This window comes from Amycolatopsis sp. NPDC058986 (genome assembly GCF_042741125.1).
Taxonomy (GTDB): domain Bacteria; phylum Actinomycetota; class Actinomycetes; order Mycobacteriales; family Pseudonocardiaceae; genus Amycolatopsis.
This window is the reverse complement of record NZ_JBHYJW010000083.1, coordinates 1-21983: the sequence shown is the minus strand read 5'-3', so window position 1 is coordinate 21983 and position 21983 is coordinate 1. Positions and strand designations below refer to the sequence as shown.

Here is a 21983-nt window from a genome sequence, read left to right as displayed (position 1 = left end):
CCACGCAGTACGAAAGTCGGGTCACAACCCGCGAACCGCTCTCTACATTCACTCCAGCGCGCGCGAAACCCGGCAAATTTCCCTGTACGGCGAGGAGTTGTCTGATGTCGAGGAAGTTTCTGCTGTCCGGTGCCGCCGCGCTGGCCGTGGTGGCCGCCCCGCTGACCGCGGGCACCGCGCTCGCCGCGCCCGCGGCGGCACCGGCCGTCACCACGGTGTACTACGACACCTCCGCCGCACCCACCTTCCGCGACGTCATCCGGGCGGGCGCGGCGAACTGGAACCGCGCGGTCTCGAACGTGCAGCTGCAGGAGCGGGCCTCGGGCGCGACGCTGCGCTACCAGGAGGGCAACGACCCGCAGGGCTCGTACGCCGAGACCGACGGCCACGGAAGCGGCCGGATCTTCATCGACTACAGCCAAGCACAGCAGTACGACAAGATCCGCATCGCCGCGCACGAGACCGGGCACGCCCTCGGCCTGCCCGACCACTACCAGGGACCGTGCTCGGAGCTGATGTCCGGCGGCGGCCCCGGCCCGTCCTGCCACAACGCGAACCCGAACCAGCAAGAGGCGTCGCGTGTGCAGTCCTTGTGGGCCAACGGTTTCCGGAGCGCGGGCGTCCCGACGCGGATCTACGAGCAGATGCCGGTGCCGAGCCACTAGCGCTCACCCCTTGACCGAAGGGGGCTTTCCTCGCCGCGGCGGGCGGGGAAAGCCCCCTTCGACCTCGTGTTCGACAAGATTGTCGGGGGTGGCGGCTAGCTTGGCGGGGTGCTCACCACCCTGGCTGTCGAGAACTACCGGTCCCTGCGAGATCTCGTGCTGCCGTTGTCCCGGCTGACCCTGGTCACCGGCGCGAACGGCAGCGGGAAATCGAGCCTGTACCGGGCATTGCGGTTGCTCGCCGACGCGTCGCGCAACGGCGCCGTCGCCGCGCTCGCCCGTGAAGGCGGGCTGCCCTCCACGCTGTGGGCGGGCCCGGAGACCATCGGCCGCGGTGTCCGCTCGGGCGCGCATCCGGTGCAGGCCACCCGGCGGACGAAACCGGTCGGGCTCCGGCTCGGTTTCGCCGGGACGGAGCTCGGCTACGCGCTCGACCTCGGCCTGCCCGTCCCGGCGGAGACCATGTTCGGCCTCGACCCGGAGTTCAAACGGGAGTGCGTGTGGAGCGGGCCGGTGCTGCGCCCGGCCAAACTGCTGGCCGATCGCGCGGGGCCGATGGTGCGGACGCGCGAGGCCAAGGGGTCCTGGTCCGGGGACATGCACGAGATCCGGCTGACCGACAGCATGCTCAGCGAGTTCGCCGATCCCCGGCGCGCGCCCGAGTTGCTGGTGGTCCGCGAACGGATCCGCTCGTGGCGTTTCTACGACCACTTCCGCACCGATTCCGGGGCACCCGCGCGGATTCCCCGGATCGGTACGCGCACCCCGGTCCTCGGCCACGACGGCGGTGATCTCGCCGCCGCGCTCCAGACGATCCACGAGTCCGGCGGCGGCGACTCGCTGCACACCGCGATCGACCACGCCTTTCCCGGCTCCACCCTGGAGATCGGGAACGTCGACGGCCGGTTCGTCCTGCGTTTCCGGCAACACGGGCTGCTGCGTCCGCTGGACGCCGCGGAACTCTCCGACGGCACGCTGCGATACCTGCTCTGGGTGGCCGCGCTGCTCACGCCCCGGCCGCCGGAGCTGCTGGTGCTCAACGAACCCGAAACGAGCCTGCATCCGGATCTGCTGCCCGCACTCGCCGAACTCATCGCGAAGACGGCGAAGGCGACCCAGCTGATCGTCGTCTCCCATGCGCGGCAGCTGATCCGCGGGCTGGAGTCGGTGTCGGCCGAGCTGGGAATCGAGGTGAACACTCTTGCGCTCGAAAAGGAGTTCGGCCAGACCGTCCTCAGTGGACAGGGGACGCTGGACCGTCCCTCGTGGTACTGGCCCAAACGCTGACCTGGCGTATCGCTCAGGGCTCTCGCAACGCCGGTCCGATCCAGCGGCGGACGAGGCCGCGCAGTTCGTCGTCGGTGGCCGGTGGTGTCGAGGGGTGCTGCAGGAAGGACATGAACAGTCGCATGAGGATCTCTGCGAGTCCCTGGAGTTCGGCGTCGGCCGTGACACCGGCGGCGGCCCAGTCGACTTCGGCGTCACGCAGGATCCGGGCGCCCAGCGAGAAGGCCGGAGGCGTGGCGGTCCCGGCAGTGAAGTAATCGGCTTCACCGGCTTGGAGGAGCAGGCCCAAGTAGGGCTCGTCGGGCAGGCTGCGGACGGCGAACACGACGGATTCGACCGCGACCTCGACAGGGCTGTCGAACGAGGCCAGGTGACTCCGCATCCGCTCGGCGAACTCCTCGGCACCCGCGTGGGCGACGGCCCGCAGGATTTCGGGCAGACCGGCGAAGTAGCGGTAGACGGTCTGCCGGGTCACGCCCGCCTCCGCCGCGACGTGGGAGAGGCTGGTCTTGGCCAGCCCGGCACGGTCGATGCACGCGATCGCCGCCTTGACGATCCGGCGGCGTGCCTCGTCCTCGGCGCCGGGAGGGTCGCCCTGCCATCCGTGGTACCCCATGCCGCCCATCGTCTCAGACGAGCCACTTGGTCAACCGATGGCGGACACGGCCGGGCGAGCGAACCGTTTCGCATGCTGCGCGGCCAGCAACAGACCGGCGGCGAAAAAGCAGGCGAGTGCGTAAGGCCCGCTCCCGATCGGGGTGCCGTCGCGGGTGACGCCGTCGTGCGCGCCGAAATAGCCCGGCAGTGCGCCGATCCAGCACACCGCCAACCCGCACAGGTAGATCGCGGGGTAGTACCGGCCGAAGGCGGAGAGCGGCTCGTCCGTTCCGCGACCGGCGGAACGCAGGTGTGCCACGACGATCCACGCCCCGGCCAGCCAGACCAGGGCCAGCTCGACGCCGAGCACCCAGGCCTGCGCGGTCGCGTTGGGGTGGTCGCCACCGAAGAGGCTCGCCGGGATGCCGGCGAGCGCCATGGCCGGTGGGGTGAGGACACCCGCCGCCAGGATGCGCGGTACCAGCGCCCAGCCGCGTCGCGGTCCGCCGTCCCTGGCTCGGCCACCCGTGAAGCGCACGACGAGGTAGGTCATGGCCGCCATCGAGACCGAGGCGAACAACAGCATGCTGGTCATCGGGACCGAGGCCAGCGCGGGGTGGTTGACGATGTGATTGCCCGGATTCCAGGCCCACCACTTCAGTTGCGGTCCGATCTGGTCGAAGACCTCGTAGAAAACCTGGCAGACGAACGCGACCACGACGGCTCCGGCCAGCGGGCCACGACGCGCGAAGATCCCGAGCGAACGGACGAGTTCGTACGCGAGCTGGCTGATCACCGGGTAGAACGCGACGATGTAGAACGGCAACCGGTCCGCCATGAACTGCACGGTGAACTGGTTGTGCGCGAAGATGAATCCGTACAGCCGGTCGAGACCGAACCATTCGGGGAAGTAGAGCGGCGGTTCCGTCACGAACAGATAGACCAGCGAGGTCCACCACAGCGCCAGATTGACCGGATCGCCCGCCCGGTACCGGCGGACGGCGTGCACGAGCGCGAAGACGGCGCCGCCGATGATCAGCACCTCGAGCAGCGGCATCGTCCAGCTGGCGAGTTCCCACGGCGGGCGGACGGAGATCGCCGGGGCGACGTCGTGGCAGTCGAAGCCGAGGCCGCGGGTGACGGCCTCCACTTCGGGCCCACAGCCGGCGCTCATCCCGCCGACGCCGTGATCGTGGCGTCCCGCGTACCGCCCGCCGAGTAGTCGGTGGCCGGTGGCTCGGCTTGCGGGTCGAAACCGAAGGGCACCCGGTGCCGCCCCAGCGCGGCGCGGAACCAGTAGCGCACCAGCCCCGCGATCACCCGCGGGTTCCTGATCATCTCGCCCAGCGACTCGTCCAGGTTGAACACCTTGGCGAAGTGCTCGTCGACGACGTCGTCCTCCCGGGCGGCACCGACGACGAGGCTGAACGCCGGGGCGGACACGGCCGCGAGGAGGCGGCGCTTCCACCCGGACAACCGCTCGGTGCCCTCCGCGCATTCGTAACCCTGATCGCGGGCCATCGCCAAACTCCACGGCACCCCGAGGAGTTTGCGCTGCGCTGTAAGGAATCTCGCGCAGAACCCCGGGTCGAGACTCGTGGCACGGGAGAGGTGCTCGCGCAGCAGCAGAGCCGAACCCGACGCGGAACTGATGCCCTGCGCGTAGAACGGATTGAACGCGCAGATCGAGTCGCCGATGAACGCCAGGCCCCGCGGCGGGTTCGCCCAGCGGTCGTAGCGCCGCCACCTGTTGCCGGTGGAGCGGGTCAGGTGCACCTCCGAGGTGGGCGTGCACCGGTCCATCGCGGAGGCGAACAACGGGGTCCGCACCCGGCGGGCCGACTCGACGAACGCGTCGGTCGTCCGCGGCATTTCCAGGCCCCACGAGCCCATGCAGGCGATGACGCGGTTCCCCTCGATCGGGAAGAAGTTCACCAGGAACTCGTGCTCCGCGGGATGCTCACCCCGGTCCTGGGTCGGCATGAGCACGAGGTGCTGCCACCACCACGACGCCGGTCGCCGCGGCGCCGAAGGCAGCTCGTACCAGCGCGAGGTGTAGGTGACCTTGGCGTCGAGGGTGCGCACCTCGGGTTCCGGCCAGCCCGCCGCCGCCAGCCACTTGGCGACCGGCGACCCCCGGCCCATCGCGTCCACGACGAAGTCGGCGTCCAGGTGCTCGTCACCGTCGGACGTGGTCATCTCGACCCCGGTGACGGCCCCGCCCGTCGTGGCCAGGCCCCGCACGGCGACGCCCTCGCGAATGACCACGTTGGCCAGCTCCCGCACCTTGTCGCGCAGCACCCGCTCGATGAGGATCCGCGAGCTGTAGATCATCGTCATCGCGCTGCGCTTGCGCGCCGACCAGCCCTCCTTGTCGAGGTAGGCGGCGTCCATCGACGGCATCAGGTGCAGTCCGCCCGCCGCGATGAGGTCATCCTCGAAACCGGGGAACAACGCGCCGATCGCCCGGCGGCCCGAGTTCAGCAGGAAGTGCGGATGCTTGCTCTGCGGCACGCCGCGCCGGTGCTCGGCCTCCGCGGGCAGCTCGTCCCGTTCCAGCACGAGCACCTGGTCGAAGTACGGGGACAGCGCCCCGGCAGTACACAGACCAGCGGCACTTCCCCCGAGGACGACAGCGGTGTTGCCGAGCTTCACGCGAACCAACTCCGAACGTCATTCATACAAAGTTGGAGATAATGTATGAATGACGGCGCGAGCATGTCAACAGTCACGGTGCCGTTGCCCGCGTTCGGCCTAGGCCGGGGAATCAGTGCACGCCGCCTCGATCACGGCGGTGTCCCAGTAGAACGGCAACACCTCGATGATCCGGCCGTACTCGACGGTGATCGTCTGCAGGATCGGGAACTCGAGTTCACGCCCGGTCGCCCGCGCCCTGGCACGCACCCGGGTCAGCACGACGAGCGGATTACGACGGCTCAGGAAGGTCTGCTCGACCATGTCGAAGGATTCCCAGGTCTCGCTCATCGCGACGAAGAACCGCTCCATGCCCGCGTGACCGCGCCACTCCCCGCCGTACGGCAGGGAATCCGCCTGGCGCAGCACGACATGCCGCGCGAAGAAGGGAGCAAGCGGCGCAAAGGAGGCCTTGCCGGGCCCGCCCGCGGCGAGATACTCGGCCTCCGCCGCGTACATCCCCTTAAGCACTGCCTCGGCGTCCGTTGTCGATGACGTCGTCATACCGGCCACTGTGGACGATCGCCGCCGGAACTTCCGGCGGAAATCGGCCATGACCGTGAGAGCCAGGCGGAATGGATTGCACACCACACAGGCACCCCGCGACGATGGCGGCCACGAGCAGCCGGCTACGAGCCATTGCCCATGACACGATCGCCCTTCTTGACCCAGGTAGGTACGCGACCGCTGCGAGGCGGGCGGACTTCGCCGGGAGCGTCACACACGCGATCTCCCGCACCCGTCTTCACACGGCTGAAGACATCCTGGCCCCCCGAGCAGAAGGACGATCTCCCCGAAGTCACAGTCACCAACGAGTCGTACTGGACGCCTGGGGTTGCGGTGTCTTGAGCAACGATCCAGCCGTGGTCGCACAGGTTTCCGGAAAGCCTTGATCAACAACCGTTTCCTCGGCCACGTCGCGTTTGCGGTCCTTGATCGACAGCACGGGCATCCGACGGTCACCACATTCGCCGACACGGTCCAGAACCTTGAGGAACCACTCACGCGATCTTGATTCACCCCATCGTGTCGAACATATGTTCTATCGACGCAGTATGATGGTGGTGTGTCCGAGAACCTGTCCACTCTGGAACCGCCGCAGGAGCTGTGGCGGCGATCCGGTCGTGCACTCGCCGACGAGGTGCGTACACGACTGGAATCCTTGTGGCGCCTGGACGCTGAGCTTGGCAAGTTCCTCGCGGAGATCGACTCTCGCGGTGTGTCCGAGCTGTACGGGTATGGGTCGACAGCGGCGTGGTTCGCGCACATGGCGCGAATGTCGCGTGGTGAAGCCAAAAAGTACCTCGACCGAGCCCACGGGTTGAACCCCGGCCGCAATATCGACGGTAGCGAACTCCCCGCCGCCGCGCCAGCAACGCACGCGGCCGCGCTCGACGGTGAGATCGGGCCGCATCACAGCGACCGGATTCTCCAGTTCCTCAAGAAGGTCCCCAGCTTTGTGTCCGAAAAGGATAGAAGCAGCGCCGAGAAAATCCTCGTCGAGCTGGCCCGGCACGCCACACCGCAAGAGGTCGTGAAGGCCGCTGACGAGATCCTGGCCCGCATGGACCAGGACGGGAAGCCCCCGAAGGACCCGGATCCGCCGGAGCGGAAGCCGGAACTGCGGTTGCGGCAACGGAAAGACGGCTGGTTCGACATCGACGGACAGCTCGACCCCATCACCGGCACCCGCCTCAGCACCATCCTCGATCCCCTGGCCACCCCCCGGCCCGCTGGGGAAGACAAGTGGCCGGATCTGCGGTCGGTGTCCGAGCGGTATGGGGAAGCTTTCGGCGAAGCGATCGCGATGCTCGCGAACGTGCCGGACGTGCCCGGCGGCGACCGCGCCCAGCTCCTGGTCACCGTGACACTGGACGACCTGAAGTCCAAGCTCGGCACCGCCTGCCTGGACATGGTCTCGCAGATCTCCGCGACCGAAGCCCGCCTGCTGGCCTGCGACTGCCAGGTCATCCCCGCAGTCCTCGGCTCCAAGGGCGAACCCCTCGACCTCGGGCGCGCCAAACGACTTGTCACCCCAGCGCTACGCAAAGCGCTGAACATCCGCGACGGCGGCTGTGCCTTCCCCGGCTGTCATCGCAAACCCCGACATTGCGACGCCCACCACGTGGTCGCGTGGATGAACGGCGGACACACCGTCCTCCGCAACCTCGTCCTGCTCTGCGGCGCGCATCACCGGCTGCTACACAAAGCCGACTGGAAGGTCCGCATCGCCGAAGACGGATTGCCGGAGTTCATCCCGCCAGATTACGTGGATCCGTTACGCAGACCCCGAAGAAACATCCTCCACGTACCCACCCCTGGCTGATCAGGCCCTCCGGCGGCGGCCGGATGTGCTGAAAGACGCCGTCGGTGCGATGGCCAGGGGGTGCGACAAGGGCGTCCCTCGGACACTCCCGCCCACGCCCTGCCCCACCGAAGGCCGCGAAGGCCTCCTTCACGGCGCCACCACGGCAAGGCCACGATCTCTAGACTCGGGCGAGTGCCTCGACTGATTCACCTCAACGGGCCTTCCGGGATCGGGAAGTCGACCATCGCGCAGTTGTACGCCGACCGGCATCCCGGGGTGCTCAATCTCGACATCGACCAGGTCGTCAGTCTCATCGGCGGGTGGGAGGACGACTTCTGGAACGCACTCAAGGCTGGTGCGGCGCTCGCCGTCGCCATGGCCGAGACGCATCTTCGGAGCGGCCACGACGTCGTGATGCCCCAGCTCGCCACCAAACTCGCCGAGGTCCAGGGCTTCGAAGCCGCGGCAAGCAGGACCGGCAGCGAGTATCGCGAAATCGTGCTGTGGAGCGGAAAGCAGCAGGCACTCGATCGGTTCGCGGCGCGGGCGGCGAGCGGTGATCCGGCGAGGCACCGGAGGATCGACGACATCGTCAAGGAAAAGGGCGGGCCGGTGTTGCTCGAACGGATTCACGATCACGTCACCGAGTTTCTGCGTCACCGTCCCGAATGCGTGGTCGTGGACACCGAGGAACACGACGCCGAACAGACCTACGACGCCCTGCTCACCGTCCTCGGCCAATAAGGATTCCGTCACCGAACAAGAGATGATCTACGCTTGCCGTGTGGACTTTCCGGGCGGGTGGGACAGCGCGGCGAGGCTCGTCGACGGTCGTTGGGTCGAGCGGCGGCCGCGTCGGCCGGAGGTGGCGGCACGGCTGCGCGCCGAGGTGCGGCTGATGCCGTGGCTGGCGCCTAGGTTGCCGCTCCCCGTGCCCGTGCCGCACGTCCTCTCCGAGGCTCCCTTGGTGGTGCGCCACGAACTCGTGCCCGGGGAACCACTGGAGCGCGCCGACGCCGACGCCGGTCACCGCCTCGGCGTCTTCCTGCGCGCTCTCCACGACGCTCCAAGCGACGAAGCGATCCGCCGCGGGGTCCCGTCCGCCGAGGAGGCAGCCAAAGAACACGCGGCGATGATCGACCGATTCCGCGCCGAGGTCGTTCCGATGCTGCCCGCCGATCACCGACCCGCCGCGGGCGCACTCCTCGACGCAACACGGGAACTGAGCGGCGACACGCTGGTTCACGGCGACCTCGGGCCAGAGCACGTGCTCGCCGGCGAAAACGGTCTCACAGGCATCATCGACTTCGGCGACACGCACATCGGGGACGCAGCCATCGACCTCGCCTGGGCGCTGTACGGCACCCCGCGAACATTCGCCGATGCAGTGGCGACAACGTACGACGCGACCAGCGAACAACGCGAGCGCGCGCTGCGGTGGCACCAGCTCGGGCCGTGGCACGAGGTCACCCACGGCCTGGACACCGCCGACCCCGACACCGTGCGGGATGGTCTCGACGGTGTCGTCGCCAGGCTGGCCGAGCGCTGAGGGCGGATATTCGTTTGCCCGGTTGATCATCACCGGCCTACAGTGCCGCGCATGAGTGCTGTCAACGCTATCTGCTTCGTGAGGATTCGTCGCGCCTAGCGGCGGGCTGACCTCACCACGCGCCAGCTCCGCCGCGCAGCGGTCCGTGACCGGTGCGGCATCCGACGCCGCCGCCCGGTTCTCCACCGAACCCTCGCGGAGCACTCACTCATGCCTTCCCCCTATCCGGGCGGAGCCCACGAACTCGGCCAGAACTTCCTCATAGATCGCGCTGTGATCACCGAGATCGGCAGGCTCGTCGCCCGCACCACCGGCCCGATCGTCGAAATCGGACCCGGCGGCGGCGCGGTCACGCTGTCGATCAGCCGCATTGGCCGGGAAATCACCGCGGTCGAAGTCGACCCGCGGCTCGCGCGACGCCTGAACCAGCGCACCCCCGCGCACGTCGAAGTCGTCAACGAAGACGTCCTCAAGTACCGCTTCCCCCGCGCACCACACGTGATCGTGGGCAATCTGCCCTTCCATCTCACCACCGGCATCCTCAAGCGGATTCTCACCACGGACCACTGGCACACCGCGATCCTGCTGGTGCAGTGGGAAGTCGCGCGGCGACGTGCCGGGATCGGCGGCGCGAGCATGCTGACGGCGAGCTGGTGGCCGTGGTACGAGTTCTCGGTGCACAGCCGGGTGCCTGCGCGAGCGTTCCGGCCGATGCCCTCGGTCGACGGCGGACTGCTCACCATGACGCGCCGGGGCGAGCCACTGGTGGCCGAACGTGCGGGCTATCAGCGATTCGTCAGCGAGGTCTTCACCGGCAGGGGACACGGAATCCGGGAAATACTCCGGAAAAACGGCCAGATCGGGCCGCGGAACCTGAACAGGTGGCTGACAGGGAACCAGGTGTCGCCGCGCGCGTTGCCGAAGGATCTCGACGCCGCCCAGTGGGCGGCGCTCTGGCGGCTCACGTCCTGACGATGTCGCGTTCGTAGCCGGTCGTGCTTTCCCGGATTTCCAAGGAGAACGGGGTTTGCACGTCCTGCGGCGAGGCCGCGGCCTCGCCGGAGATCCGCCGGTGGATCAGCTCCACGGCGGCTTCGGCGAGCGCGGCCTTGTCGGGGGCGATGGTGGTCAGCGAGGGCAGGCTGAACGAGCTTTCCTCGTTGTTGTCGAAGCCGACGATGGCGATGTCCTCGGGCACCCGCAGGCCCTGTTCGGCGGCGGCCCGCAGCGCGCCGACGGCGAGCAGGTCGTTGAAACAGAACACAGCATCGGGCGGTGAAGGCAGCGCCAGCAGCTGTTTCATCGCCGACGCGCCGTGAGTGCGGTGGTACTTCTCGACCGGTGCGACCAAAAAGTCCTCATAGGACAGTCCGGCTTCGGACAACGCCGCGCGGTAACCCGCCAGGCGCTGCTCACTGGTACCGCGCTGCGGGTTGGCACCGATGGCGGCGATCCGGCGGCGGCCGAGCCCGACGAGATGCCGCACGGCGGTGCGCGCGGCCAGCACGTTGTCGATCGCGACGTGGTCGATGGCCACCTCGACGGCGTGTTCGCCCAGCAGGACCATCGGGATGCCGCCCACCGAGTCCGGGAAGTCCGACGCCTCCAGTGCCTCCGGGTGCACCAGCGCCCCGTCGACGAGGTGCGGGCCGAGCGAGGACAGCGTCGCGCGCTCGCGGTCGCGGGTGCCCTGGGTCTGTTCGATCAGGACACTCCAGCCGCGCCGCTGCGCCGCCGTGATCACCAGGCCCGCCAGCTCGCCGAAGTACGGGATGGCCAGTTCGGGCACCATCAGCGCGAGGAACCCGGTCCGGCCGCGCCGCAGATTTCTGGCGCCGAGGTTGGGCCGGTAGCCGGTCGCGGCAAGCGCCTCCTCCACCCGGCGCCGGTTCTCCGGCTTCACGAACGCGTAGCCGTTCACCACGTTCGACACCGTCTTCACCGACACCCCCGCGAGCGTGGCGACATCCTTGAGCGTGACGGCCACGGCGACCCCTCTCGAACGGGCAGACCTGGAGTCTAACCCCGTTTTGCCTGTTTACAACGTTGTTCCAACGATGTAAAAAGTACCTCATGCGCCTGGGGTGAGCTGGCTCACTCCGGTTAGCGCGCCGTCGCCGTCCGGAGGAGTCGTCGTGTCCCCATCCCGCTCCGCTCTGTTCCTGTTGGTCACCGGTGCCACCGTTACGCTCGCGCTCGGCGCGTGCACCAGCCGCGAAGCGGGCCCTTCGACGTCCTCGACCAACAACGGCCCCGCCGCGTCGGCGGCGTCGAGCGCGCCCGGCGGCACCGGCTGCTCCCGCACGCAGACGGGCTATCCGCAGGTCGACCCGAAGACCGCGATCGTCGGCTTCTCCCAGTCGGAGAAGGAAGCCAACCCGTTCCGGATCGCCGAGACACAGTCCATCCGGGACGAGGCGGGCAAGCTCGGTATTCCGGCCGACAAGCTTCTGGTCACCAACGCGCAGAGCGACCTCAACAAGCAGATCAGCGACATCAAGTCCCTGCTCGACCGCGGCGCCCAGCTGCTCGTCGTCGCGCCGCTCAACTCGGACGGCCTGCAGCCCGCGTTCGACGCCGCGAAGGCCAAGAAGGTCCCGGTGGTCACGATCGACCGCAAGGTGAACTCGGCGCCGTGCACCGACTACCTGACCTTCATCGGCTCGAACTTCGTCGAGCAGGGCAAACGCGCCGCCGACGAACTGGTCCGCGTCACCGGCGGCAAGGGCAAGGTCGCGATCCTGCTCGGCTCCTCGGGCAACAACGTCACCACCGACCGCACGCAGGGCTTCAAGGACCAGCTCGCGAAGACGCCCGGTCTGTCCATTGTGGCCGAACAGACCGGCGAGTTCGACCGGTCCAAGGGCCAGACCGTGACCGAGCAGCTCATCCAGAGTCACCCCGACATCACCGCGGTGTACGCGGAGAACGACGAAATGGGCATCGGCGCGGTCAACGCACTGAAGACCGCGGGCAAGAACCCCGGCAAGGACGTCAAGATCGTGTCGGTGGACGGGACCCGCAACGCCGTCCAGCTGATCGCCGACGGCAGCTACAACGCCGTCATCGAGTCGAACCCGCGCTTCGGCCAGCTCGTCTTCAAGACGCTGCAGGACTTCGCGAGCGGCCAGCTGATCCCGTCGACCGTCGTGATCAGCGACGACCAGTACGACGAGACCAACGCCGCCCAGAAGGTCGGGAACGCGTACTGATGGCCGAGCCGGTCCTCGAAGTGCTCGAGGTTTCGAAGCGCTTCCCCGGGACGATCGCGCTGGACCACGTGAGTTTCGCGGTCCGGCCGGGCGAGGTGCACGCGCTGGTCGGCGAGAACGGCGCAGGGAAGTCGACGCTCATCAAGGTGCTCACCGGCGTGTACCAGCCCGACGGCGGACAGCTGCGGCACCTCGGCGAGGAGGTGACGTTCAGGCGGCCGATCGAGGCACAGCGGGCCGGGATCTCCACGATCTACCAGGAGGTCAACCTCGTCCCGCTGATGAGCATCGCCGGGAACGTCTTCCTCGGCCGGGAGCCACGTTCCAAAGCGGGCCTGGTCGATTGGCGCCGGATCCACGCCGAGGCGGCGGATCTGCTGGCGGGCTACGGAATCCACACCGACGTCCGAAGGCCGCTGGCGAGCCTCGGTGTCGGCGCGCAGCAGATGGTGGCGCTCGCGCGGGCGGTGTCCACCGACGCCCGCGTGGTCATCATGGACGAGCCGACGTCCTCTTTGGAGCCTCGCGAGGTGGAGACCCTGTTCGAAGTCCTTAATGGACTGCACGAACGCGGCATCGCCGTGGTGTACGTCAGCCACCGGATGGACGAGCTGTACCGGATCTGCGACCAGGTGACCGTCCTGCGCGACGGCAGGAAGGTCCACAGTGGACCACTCGCCGAACTCCCGCGCATCGAGCTGGTGTCGATGATGCTCGGCAGGGAGATCCGCGACATCCGCGAGCACGGCGTCACAAGCTTCGGCGAGGACCACCATGCTGAGGCGGAACCCCTGCTGCGCGCGGAAAACCTGACGAGTAAGCACACCATCGACGACGTCTCGGTCGCCATCCGGCCCGGCGAGGTCGTCGGCCTGGCGGGGCTGCTCGGCTCGGGACGCAGCGAGACAGCGAGGGCAATCGTCGGCGCGCTCCCGCTCGACGGCGGCACGGTGTGGCTGGGCGGGCGCAGAGTGCCACCCGGCAACGTCGCCGCCGCGGTCCGCGCGGGGATCAGCCTCCTCGCGGAGGACCGCAAGACCGACGGGATCATTCCGAATCTCTCCGTGCGTGAGAACATCGTGCTCGCGGCGCTCCCCCGGCTGTCGCCGTTCGGCCTTGTCAGCCGCGCGAAACAGGACCGCGTGGTGGACATCTTCATGAAACGCCTGCGTATCAAGGCGTCCAGCCCCGATCAGAAGGTCGCCGAACTCTCCGGCGGCAACCAGCAGAAGGTCCTGCTCGCACGCTGGCTGTGCACCCAGCCGAAGGTGCTGCTGCTCGACGAGCCCACCCGGGGCATCGACGTCGGTGCCAAGGCGGAGGTGCAGGCCCTGATCGACGAACTCGCCACCGAGGGCCTCGGTGTCCTGCTGATCTCGTCCGAAATGGACGAACTGATCGACGGCGCCGACCGCGTCGTCGTGCTGCGCGACGGGGCCGTCGCTGGCGAGCTGTCCGGTGACCGGGTCACCGAGGAAGCCGTGCTCGCCGCGATCGCCGCCGCCGGGGAGGACGCCCATGACTAGCGTGACCGTCGACCGCGCGCGGGTCACCACCTGGCTGCAGAACTACGGCGTCTACCTCGCCGTGCTGGTCCTGCTGCTGTTCAACCTCGCCTTCACCGAGAACTTCCTGTCGCTGGCCAACTTCCGCACGCAGCTCGTGCAGGCGGCGCCGGTGTGCATCGTGGCGCTCGGGATGGCGCTGGTGATCGGGACCGAGGGCATTGACCTGTCGGTCGGCTCGGTGATGTCGCTCTCGGCCGCGCTCGTCCCGCTCTACCTCGGGTACGGTCCGGTCGCCGCAGTCGGCGTCGCGCTTGCGGCCGGTCTCGCCGCCGGGCTGTTCAGCGGGTTCCTGGTGGCACAGCTGGGAATCCAGCCGATCATCGCGACGCTGGCCCTCCTCGTCGGCGGGCGCGGGCTGGCGCTGGTGATCGCGCACGGCCAGCTCGTCCAGTTGCACGACCCCGGTTTTCTGGCGCTGGGCACCGGCGACGTCGCGGGCATCCCGGTCATGGTGCTGGTCGCGGCGGTGCTCGCCGTGCTCGCGGGCCTCGTCGTGCGGCGGACCGCGTTCGGGCGCAGGCTCGTGGCGATCGGCGGCAACCGCACCGCCAGCACGCTCGCCGGGCTGCCGGTGAAGCGCGTGCTGATCGGGGTGTACGCGATCAGTGGCGTGCTGGCGGCCGTCGCCGGCCTGCTCGCGACGGCCCGGCTGGGCGCGAGTGACCCGGCGGACGTCGGGCTGCTCATGGAACTGTCCGCGATCACCGCCGTCGTGGTGGGCGGGACGCCGCTCACCGGCGGGAAGGTGCGGATCCTCGGCACGGTCATGGGCGCGCTGCTGATGCAGCTCGTGCGTGCCACGCTGATCAAGCACGATCTACCGGACTCCGCCGCGCAGATGGTGCAGGCCGCGATCATCGTCGTCGCGGTTTACGTCGCGCGGGAACGGAGGCGGGCATGACCGCGACGGCTTCTCCGCCTACTAACAGCGATCCCGGCGCACCGGCGACGACGCGGGGCGCGCTGCTGGCGGGTCTCGCCCAGCGGCAGGGTGCCGCGGTCGTCCTCGTGCTCGGCGTCATCGTCGCTTGGTTTTCCTTCCCCCGCTTCGGTTCCGTCGACAACCTCCGCGATCTCGCACTGCAGAGCTCGTTTCTCGCGGTGATCGCGCTCGGGATGACGTTCGTGATCATCTCGGGCGGGATCGACCTGTCGGTCGGCTCGGTGTACGCGCTGGGCGGCGTCCTCGCGGCATACGGGTCGCAATGGGGTGTGCTCGGCGCGCTCGTGCTGCCGCTCGCGGTGTGCGGGCTGATCGGGCTGGTCAACGGCGTCCTCATCGCCCGCACCGGGATGGCGCCGTTCATCGTGACGCTGGCCTCGCTGCTGTTCGCGCGCGGACTGCTGCTCGCGATCACCACGGAAGGCTCGACGACGTACCAGATCCGGCCGGATTCGGCGTTCCTCCACCTGGGACGCGGAACGATCCTCGGCATCGGCGTCCCGGTATACGTGACGCTGATCCTGTTCGCGCTCGGCGGTGTCCTTTTGCGACGGACGCGGTTCGGCCAGTCGGTGTTCGCGATCGGCGGCGCGGAGAACTCGGCGCTGCTCATGGGGCTTCCGGTCGCCCGCACGAAGGTCTCGGTGTACACGCTGAGCGGGCTGCTCGCCGGGTTCGCCGGCGCGATGACCGCGGCGTATCTCCAGTCCGGTGTCACGGTACTCGGCGTCGGCACCGAACTCGACGCCATCGCGGTGGTCGTCATCGGCGGCACCCTGCTCACCGGCGGTGCGGGCACGATCATCGGCACGCTCGTCGGGGTGCTGCTGCGCACGGTGATCCAGAACGTGATCAACCAGATCGGGACGCTCGACTCCAACTACCAGTCCGTGGTCAGCGGGGCCTTCCTGCTGGTCGTCGTGGTGATCCAGCGGCTGCTCGCCCGCGCCCGCCGGTGATCCTGTTCCGGGATAAGGAGTGTGTACGCCGATGTACCGACAGCTCCGCACTCGTTTGGCCATACTGGGGGCCATATTCACTGTGGTCCTCACCGGTCTAGGCACCGCACCGGCCGCCTCGGCGGCGTCACCACCACAGTGGCAACGGCTGACGCCGCCGTTGACCACCCCATGGACCAAGGACGTCTCCCCCTCGAACGCGCTGCCGGAGTACCCGCGCCCGCAGCTGACCCGCGACAAATGGCAGAACCTCAACGGCGTCTGGGAGTTCGCGAAGGCCGATCCCGGCCAGGCGCCGCCGGTCGGCAAGAGCCTGCCCGAACGCATCCTCGTCCCGTATCCGGTGGAGTCGGCGCTGTCGGGGATCATGCGCCACGAGACGCAGATGTGGTACCGGCGCACGTTCTCGGTGCCCAAGGACTGGCGGGTCGGCCACTCCGGCCAGCGGCTGCTGCTGCACTTCCAGGCGGTGGACTGGGAGGCGACGATCCTGGTCAACGGCAAGCAGGTCACCCGGCACACCGGCGGGTACGACTCGTTCTCCGTCGACGTCACCGACGCGCTGACCCCGGAGCGCGACCAGGAACTCGTGGTCGGCGTCGTCGATCCGAACGACCAGGGCGGCCAGCCGATCGGCAAACAACGCAAACCGGGTGACGGGATCTTCTACACGCCGTCGTCCGGGATCTGGCAGACGGTGTGGATGGAGCCGGTGGCGTCCGCGCGCATCGACCGGCTCGACCTGACCCCGGATCTGGGGAGCAGTTCGCTGACGCTCACCGCGCGCGTCGGTGGCCCGGTACGGCAGTGGGTCGAGGCGGTCGCCTACGACGGCGGCAAGTTCGTCGGCCGAGTGGTCGGCGAGGCGAACAAGCCGCTGAAACTCCCGGTGCCGGACGCACATCTGTGGTCCCCGGACGATCCGCACCTGTACGACCTCAAAGTACGGCTGCTGGGACAGAACGGCGACGAGGTCGGCTCGTACTTCGGCATGCGCTCGATCGGACTCGGCAAGACGTCCGACGGAAAGACGCGGATGCTGCTCAACGGCAAGGCCGTGACGCAGCTCGGCCCGCTCGACCAGGGGTTCTGGCCCGACGGCATCTACACCGCGCCGACCGACGCGGCGCTGAAGTTCGATCTGCAGACGGAAAAGGCGCTCGGCTTCAACATGGTGCGCAAGCACATCAAGGTCGAGCCCGACCGCTGGTACTACCACGCGGACAAGCTCGGGCTGCTGGTGTGGCAGGACATGCCCGCGATGAAGGACGACATCGAGCCGTCGCCGGCGTCGCGCGTCAACTTCGAGTCCGAAATGCACCGGATGATCGACCAGCACCGCGGTTTCCCGTCGATCGTCATGTGGGTGCCGTTCAACGAGGGCTGGGGCGACTACGAGGTCGGCCGGATCGCCGACCTGGTCAAGACCTGGGATCCGTCCCGGCTCGTCAACGCCGAATCCGGCGTCAACTGCTGCCGGTCCGAACCGGACAGTGGCAAGGGCGATGTCTACGACGACCACACCTACACCGGGCCCGGCGCACCGATGCCCGATCCGAGACGGGCCACTGTGGACGGTGAGTACGGCGGGCTAGGGCTGAAGGTGGCGGGCCACGAGTTCGACCCGCAGGGCAGCTTCGCCTACGAGATGGAGCCGGACAGCGCGACGCTGACCCGGCGCTACGGCGAACTCCAGCAACGCCTGATACTGGCCAAGCAACGCTGTGGCGTCTCGGCCGGGGTGTACACCCAGACGACCGACGTCGAGAAGGAGGTCAACGGCTTCTACACCTACGACCGGCAGGTGGCCAAAATGGACTTCTCGGCGGCACGGACGGCGAACCTGGCCGTGATCAACGCGCCGATCGGCGGCGACGTCCCGCCGCTCCCGCCGGGCAAGCCCGGACTGGACGGCATCGCCGCCTACCCGTTCGACGAGAACGCCGGGACCGTCGCGAGGGACGTCGTCGGCAAGCACGACGCGACGCTGCGAGGTGGCGCCGGCTGGACCGCCGGGCATTCCGGCTCCGCGCTGGCGGTCACCGGCAACGGGCAGTCCGCCGATCCCGGAACGTCCCTTGTGGACACCGCGGGGAACTACAGCGTTTCGGCGTGGGTCAGGTTCAACGCGGCGAGCGACGGCACGGTGGGCGGCGCCTTCCAGACCGTGGTGAGCCAGGACAGCGGTGACCACAGCGCCTTCTACCTGCAGTACTCCGGGCAGGATCGGAAGCTGTCCTTCAGCACGCTCGGCACGCGGGCACTGGCGCCGACCACACCGGAACCGGGTCGCTGGTATCACATGGTCGGCGTCCGCGACGCGGCCACCGGACAGCTGAAGTTGTATGTGGACGGTCAGCCGGTGGCGGCCAAGAGCGTCTGTCTCGGCGAATCGTCGAGCGGTACCGCGGCGATCGGGCGCGGCCGGTACGGCGGGAACCCGGTCGACTTCGTCAACGGCGCGATCGATCAGGTGCGGTTCTACGACCGGGCGCTGTCCGACGCGGACGTCGCGGCGCTGTACAAGAGCGGGAACTGACCTTGACCTGAAGTGAACTCCAGGCGCTAGCCTCGGACCCGTACCTGATCACCAGGGGGAACGGAGCCGAGATGACCGCCGAAGAGACCACACAGGACCGGTTCGACCGGGGCATGCGCAAGCTGAAGGAGGTCAACGGCGAGGGCGCCGGAGCCGTGCTCGACGCCCTCGCCGATGTCTCCCCCGAGCTCGCCCACCAGCTCGTCGCCTGGGGTTTCGGCGACATCTACTCGCGGACCGAGCTGTCCCCGCGCGACCGCCAGCTCGTCACGCTCGGTATGTTGACCGCGCTCGGCGGCTGCGAACCGCAGCTCGAAGTGCACGTCGGCACCTCGCTCAACGTCGGGCTCACGCCGGCCGAGATCGTCGAGACGCTGCTGCACGCGACTGCCTACTGTGGATTCCCGAAAGCGCTCAACGCGACCTTCGTGGCGAAGAAGGTCTTCGCGGAACGTGGCCTGCTGCCGATCAATCCTTGATGAAGAACAGCATGGGATTGTCGGTCCCGGTGTGCACCGGCTGGGTCAGCCCCAGTTCGGTGCGCACCTGAGTGAGCCGCCGGTAGACCTCGCGAGCGCGGGCCGGGGCGGCGGTGAAGTACCGGATGCCGCGGCCGTCCAGCCAGCGCAGCACCTCCACGCCCTCGGTGAACGGGAGCGGGCGGCGGCGGTGGAACACGTCGTGCACGCTCACCGGGATGCCGTCGGGCACGGCGGGCAGCAGGTTCGCCAGGTACCAGCGGGCGAACGACGCGGTGTGCGCGGCGTCGATGAACAGGTAGTCCGTCTTCGCCGCCCAGTCGTCGTCCCGCTCGCGGACGTCGCCGTGGTGGAAGTCCCAGCGGTCCTTGGCCAGCTCGGGCGGGACCGCGCGGACGGCGTTGTCGATCAGGTCGTAGCTGGCGAGCCGCCCGGATCCGTTGTCCCGCAAGGCTTGCAGGATCCACGTGGTGGACCAGCCGTGGAACGTGCCGACCTCGGTGACCAGCTCGGGCCGGAAGTGCCGGATCAGCAGGTAGGTCAGCTCGGCCTCGATGTCGTCCAGTTTGGCCTTCATCGCGGGGCCGCCGATGATCGTCCGCTGTGCCACGCGGACGTTCTTCAGGTCCGCCGCGTGGGCGCGGTACAGCTCGGTGACGAAGTCGACGTCGAGGGATTCCAGTACGGGACGCATGATCCCCAAGCTAGGGATCACTACCTCAGCGGTCGTCACTCCGCGGACGGCTCTTCGCACTCACTCGCGGGAGTGACCCCTCATTCCCCGGGCTGACGAGCGTTCCCGGGACTGACGAGCCCGCTCTCGTAGGCCACCGCGACGGCCTGTGCCCTGTCCCGCAGCCCGAGCTTGCCCAGCAGCCTGCTGACGTGCGTCTTCACCGTGTGCTCGGTGACCGTCAGCGCCGCCGCTATCTCCACATTGGACAGTCCACGGGCGACGAGCACGAGCACCTCGGACTCCCGCGCGGTCAGCTCGGTGAGCTGTTTTCCTCCGGTCGCGACGGGGCGCGCCGCGAACTCGGCGATCAGCCTGCGGGTCACCGACGGTGCGAGCAGCGCGTCCCCCGCGGCGACCACGCGGACGCCGTCGACCACCTGGCCCGCGGTGCTGTCCTTGAGCAGGAAGCCGCTCGCCCCGGCGCGAAGCGCCTCGTAGACGTAGGCGTCGAGGTCGAACGTGGTCAGGATCAGCACCCGCGTGTCCGGGGTTTCGCGCAGCAGCCGCCTTGTCGCGGTCACGCCGTCCTGGCGCGGCATCCGGATGTCCATCAGCACCACGTCGGGCCGCAGTTCGACGGCGAGCCGTTCGGCGAGGATGCCGTCCTCGGCCTGTCCGACGACCTCGAAGTCCGGCTGCGCGGCCAGCAGCGCGGCGAATCCCTCGCGCACCACCGTGTGGTCGTCGGCCACCACGATCCGCAGTGTCATCGCCGCTCACCCCCGTGCACCGGCAGCTCGGCCCGCACCTGCCAGCCTTCGCCGGTGCCGCCCGCGGTGCAGCGGCCCCCGACCGCGGCGGCGCGTTCCCGCATCCCGAGCACCCCGTGCCCCTTCCCCGTTCCGGTGCCGTGTGCCACCGGGTTGTACACCCGCAAGCGAACCATGTCCGGTTCGGCGCTCACCTCGACCTCGACCGGTGTGCCCGGCGCGTGCCGGACCGCGTTGCTCAAGGCCTCCTGCAGGATCCGGTACGCGGCCAGCCCGGTCGTCTCCGGGGGTATCGTGTCCCCGTCACGGCGATGACGGACCTCGACACCCCGATCGCGCGCGTCCGCCACGAGCTGATCCAGCTCCGCCCAGCCCGGCTGCGGGGCGAGCGCGGGTTCCTCGTCGTCACCCCGCAGCGCACCCAGCAGCATCCGCATCTCGGCCAGCGCCGCCCGCGCGTCGGCGGCGATCCCGGCGAGCACCGCGCGGTTGTCGTCGGGCAGCTCGGCGAGCCGGTACGGCGAGGTCTCGGCGGTCACCGCGATCATCGACATCCGGTGCGCGACGACGTCGTGCATCTCCCGCGCGATCCGCGCGCGTTCCTCCAGTACCGCGAGCCGCGCGGCCTCGACCTCGGCCATCCGCTCCCGGTCGGCGAGTTCACGCTGCCCGCGGGCCCGCGAGTGGATGAGCACCGCGGTCACCAGCGGCACCGACCACACCACGTAGGCGAGGAACGGCGAGGACTCGTTCATCGCCGACGGGACGGCGGTCAGGATCAGGCCGACGGCGACGACGACCGAGCTGGCCCACGCCAGCCACGCCGTGCGCGGTCGCACCCGCGCCGCCACCACCACGACCGTGAGCAGCAGCAGGACCTGTTGCGGCAGCGGCCACGGCATGCCGTCGGCAGGCCCCCACGGGCGTGCCAGCACAGCCAGCACCCAGCCGGCGAGGGTGAGCGCCCACGCGGTGAGCGGTGCGCGGACGATGACGAACAGCGGCGCGGCGAACACCGCCGTGTAGAGGATCTGGAGCGGAACGGGCACGGCCCCGCGCACGGCGAGGCTGCGCCAGGTCGTCACCACGACGACGGCGGCGACCAGCCAGACCAGGAGTTCCAGCGCGGTCGCCGAGCGCAGCCACGCCCGCGGTGCCTTCACGACTCCGACGCTACCCCTGCGTCCCCGGCCGCCCGGCGCGTCCGCACGCGCCGATAGCTCCAGCCCAGCAGGACGAACAGGATGATTCCCGACAGGATCAGGCTCGCCCCGGCACTCCAGCCGTGCAGCGGCAGCCACGACAGGAGTCCCCACGCGACACCCGCGCCGATGAGCGCCAGCCCGGCCAGCACCGAACCGGCGATCCGCAATGGACTGGACACGCTGTCCTCGGCCGCCTTCATCGCCCGGCTGCGCACCGGTTCGATGTAGCGCTTCAGCGCGGGGAACTCGGTGGCCAGCGTGAGCAGGCCGGCCAGCACGAGCAACAGCCCCGGCCCCGGCAGCACCAGAAGGACGACGCCGACCACGACCAGCACGGTGCCGACGATCGCCACCAGTATCCGCTTCATTCGCCTCACCTGCCCATCGCCGGTCACGATAACAGTTATCCGTCCGGCTATCTTGCCGGTTCACCCAGGGCGCGGAAAATCGTCAGTATCGATAACCGAGGAATCGCAGGGGAAAGGCAGGAAGAAATGTCGGAAATCAGCAGGCGCGGGGCACTGGGCGCGGG

Annotated in this window: 21 protein-coding genes; 12 read left to right on the top strand and 9 right to left on the bottom strand. The window is 68.9% G+C overall.

Going from position 1 to position 21983, the window contains the following annotated elements:
- Window positions 1-104: 104 nt before the first annotated feature.
- Entirely contained in the window at window positions 105-665 is a 561-nt protein-coding gene (locus tag ACFW0G_RS41385) for a snapalysin family zinc-dependent metalloprotease (RefSeq protein WP_378331015.1), read from the top strand.
- A gap of 108 nt (window positions 666-773) precedes the next feature.
- Entirely contained in the window at window positions 774-1952 is a 1179-nt protein-coding gene (locus ACFW0G_RS41380) for an AAA family ATPase (RefSeq protein ID WP_378331014.1), read from the top strand.
- Between the two features lie 13 nt (window positions 1953-1965).
- Here the strand turns inward: ACFW0G_RS41380 and ACFW0G_RS41375 are convergent, their stop codons facing one another.
- The 4 genes from ACFW0G_RS41375 to ACFW0G_RS41360 all read right to left on the bottom strand — a co-directional run bounded on the left by ACFW0G_RS41375 (window position 1966) and on the right by ACFW0G_RS41360 (window position 5747).
- Window positions 1966-2568 (bottom strand): TetR/AcrR family transcriptional regulator, encoded by a 603-nt coding sequence (locus ACFW0G_RS41375; RefSeq protein WP_378331013.1) that lies wholly within the window; start codon window positions 2566-2568, stop codon window positions 1966-1968.
- 30 nt (window positions 2569-2598) lie between these two features.
- A complete protein-coding gene (locus tag ACFW0G_RS41370) occupies window positions 2599-3723 on the bottom strand; it encodes a hypothetical protein (protein WP_378331012.1) in 1125 nt (374 codons plus the stop codon).
- On the bottom strand, window positions 3720-5204 hold the full coding sequence (locus tag ACFW0G_RS41365; protein ID WP_378331011.1) for an FAD-dependent oxidoreductase: 1485 nt from the start codon (window positions 5202-5204) through the stop codon (window positions 3720-3722). The genes ACFW0G_RS41370 and ACFW0G_RS41365 overlap by 4 nt, the downstream gene beginning before the upstream one ends.
- A 99-nt stretch (window positions 5205-5303) precedes the next feature.
- Window positions 5304-5747, bottom strand: coding sequence for a nuclear transport factor 2 family protein (locus tag ACFW0G_RS41360; protein ID WP_378331010.1), 444 nt, complete (start codon window positions 5745-5747; stop codon window positions 5304-5306).
- A 562-nt stretch (window positions 5748-6309) separates the two neighbouring features.
- Between ACFW0G_RS41360 and ACFW0G_RS41355 the strand changes: the two genes are divergently transcribed.
- The 4 genes from ACFW0G_RS41355 to erm all read left to right on the top strand — a co-directional run bounded on the left by ACFW0G_RS41355 (window position 6310) and on the right by erm (window position 10072).
- Window positions 6310-7569, top strand: a complete 1260-nt coding sequence (locus ACFW0G_RS41355; RefSeq protein ID WP_378331009.1) for a DUF222 domain-containing protein — start codon at window positions 6310-6312, stop codon at window positions 7567-7569.
- 174 nt (window positions 7570-7743) lie between these two features.
- On the top strand, window positions 7744-8295 hold the full coding sequence (locus ACFW0G_RS41350) for an AAA family ATPase (protein WP_378331008.1): 552 nt from the start codon (window positions 7744-7746) through the stop codon (window positions 8293-8295).
- A gap of 40 nt (window positions 8296-8335) precedes the next feature.
- Window positions 8336-9100, top strand: a complete 765-nt coding sequence (locus tag ACFW0G_RS41345) for an aminoglycoside phosphotransferase family protein (RefSeq protein WP_378331007.1) — start codon at window positions 8336-8338, stop codon at window positions 9098-9100.
- 210 nt (window positions 9101-9310) lie between these two features.
- Entirely contained in the window at window positions 9311-10072 is a 762-nt protein-coding gene (gene erm, locus ACFW0G_RS41340) for a 23S ribosomal RNA methyltransferase Erm (protein ID WP_378331006.1), read from the top strand.
- Here the strand turns inward: erm and ACFW0G_RS41335 are convergent.
- Window positions 10062-11087 carry a LacI family DNA-binding transcriptional regulator gene (locus tag ACFW0G_RS41335; RefSeq protein ID WP_378331005.1) on the bottom strand — a complete coding sequence of 342 codons (1026 nt, stop codon included), beginning with the start codon at window positions 11085-11087 and terminating at the stop codon, window positions 10062-10064. The two genes, erm and ACFW0G_RS41335, sit on opposite strands and share 11 nt — an antisense overlap.
- A 148-nt stretch (window positions 11088-11235) precedes the next feature.
- Between ACFW0G_RS41335 and ACFW0G_RS41330 the strand changes: the two genes are divergently transcribed.
- From ACFW0G_RS41330 to ACFW0G_RS41305, 6 genes are all read left to right on the top strand, one after another.
- The gene (locus ACFW0G_RS41330) at window positions 11236-12312 is read left to right on the top strand and encodes an ABC transporter substrate-binding protein (RefSeq protein ID WP_378331004.1); all 1077 of its coding nucleotides are present in this window, start codon (window positions 11236-11238) and stop codon (window positions 12310-12312) included.
- Window positions 12312-13838 carry a sugar ABC transporter ATP-binding protein gene (locus ACFW0G_RS41325; RefSeq protein ID WP_378331003.1) on the top strand — a complete coding sequence of 509 codons (1527 nt, stop codon included), beginning with the start codon at window positions 12312-12314 and terminating at the stop codon, window positions 13836-13838. The genes ACFW0G_RS41330 and ACFW0G_RS41325 overlap by 1 nt, the downstream gene beginning before the upstream one ends.
- On the top strand, window positions 13831-14781 hold the full coding sequence (locus ACFW0G_RS41320; RefSeq protein ID WP_378331002.1) for an ABC transporter permease: 951 nt from the start codon (window positions 13831-13833) through the stop codon (window positions 14779-14781). Before ACFW0G_RS41325 ends, ACFW0G_RS41320 begins: the two co-directional genes overlap by 8 nt.
- Window positions 14778-15782, top strand: a complete 1005-nt coding sequence (locus ACFW0G_RS41315; protein ID WP_378331001.1) for an ABC transporter permease — start codon at window positions 14778-14780, stop codon at window positions 15780-15782. Before ACFW0G_RS41320 ends, ACFW0G_RS41315 begins: the two co-directional genes overlap by 4 nt.
- Before the next feature lie 31 nt (window positions 15783-15813).
- Window positions 15814-18321, top strand: coding sequence for a LamG-like jellyroll fold domain-containing protein (locus tag ACFW0G_RS41310; protein WP_378331000.1), 2508 nt, complete (start codon window positions 15814-15816; stop codon window positions 18319-18321).
- Between the two features lie 71 nt (window positions 18322-18392).
- Window positions 18393-18800 (top strand): carboxymuconolactone decarboxylase family protein, encoded by a 408-nt coding sequence (locus tag ACFW0G_RS41305; RefSeq protein ID WP_378330999.1) that lies wholly within the window; start codon window positions 18393-18395, stop codon window positions 18798-18800.
- On the opposite strand, the gene ACFW0G_RS41300 is transcribed toward ACFW0G_RS41305, so the two are convergent.
- From ACFW0G_RS41300 to ACFW0G_RS41285, 4 genes are all read right to left on the bottom strand, one after another.
- Entirely contained in the window at window positions 18790-19494 is a 705-nt protein-coding gene (locus ACFW0G_RS41300) for a class I SAM-dependent methyltransferase (protein ID WP_378330998.1), read from the bottom strand. The genes ACFW0G_RS41305 and ACFW0G_RS41300 overlap by 11 nt on opposite strands.
- A gap of 80 nt (window positions 19495-19574) precedes the next feature.
- Entirely contained in the window at window positions 19575-20246 is a 672-nt protein-coding gene (locus ACFW0G_RS41295) for a response regulator (RefSeq protein ID WP_378330996.1), read from the bottom strand.
- Window positions 20243-21409 carry a sensor histidine kinase gene (locus ACFW0G_RS41290; protein WP_378330995.1) on the bottom strand — a complete coding sequence of 389 codons (1167 nt, stop codon included), beginning with the start codon at window positions 21407-21409 and terminating at the stop codon, window positions 20243-20245. Before ACFW0G_RS41290 ends, ACFW0G_RS41295 begins: the two co-directional genes overlap by 4 nt.
- Window positions 21406-21819 carry a PGPGW domain-containing protein gene (locus tag ACFW0G_RS41285; RefSeq protein WP_378330994.1) on the bottom strand — a complete coding sequence of 138 codons (414 nt, stop codon included), beginning with the start codon at window positions 21817-21819 and terminating at the stop codon, window positions 21406-21408. The genes ACFW0G_RS41290 and ACFW0G_RS41285 overlap by 4 nt, the downstream gene beginning before the upstream one ends.
- Between the last annotated feature and the right edge of the window lie 164 nt (window positions 21820-21983).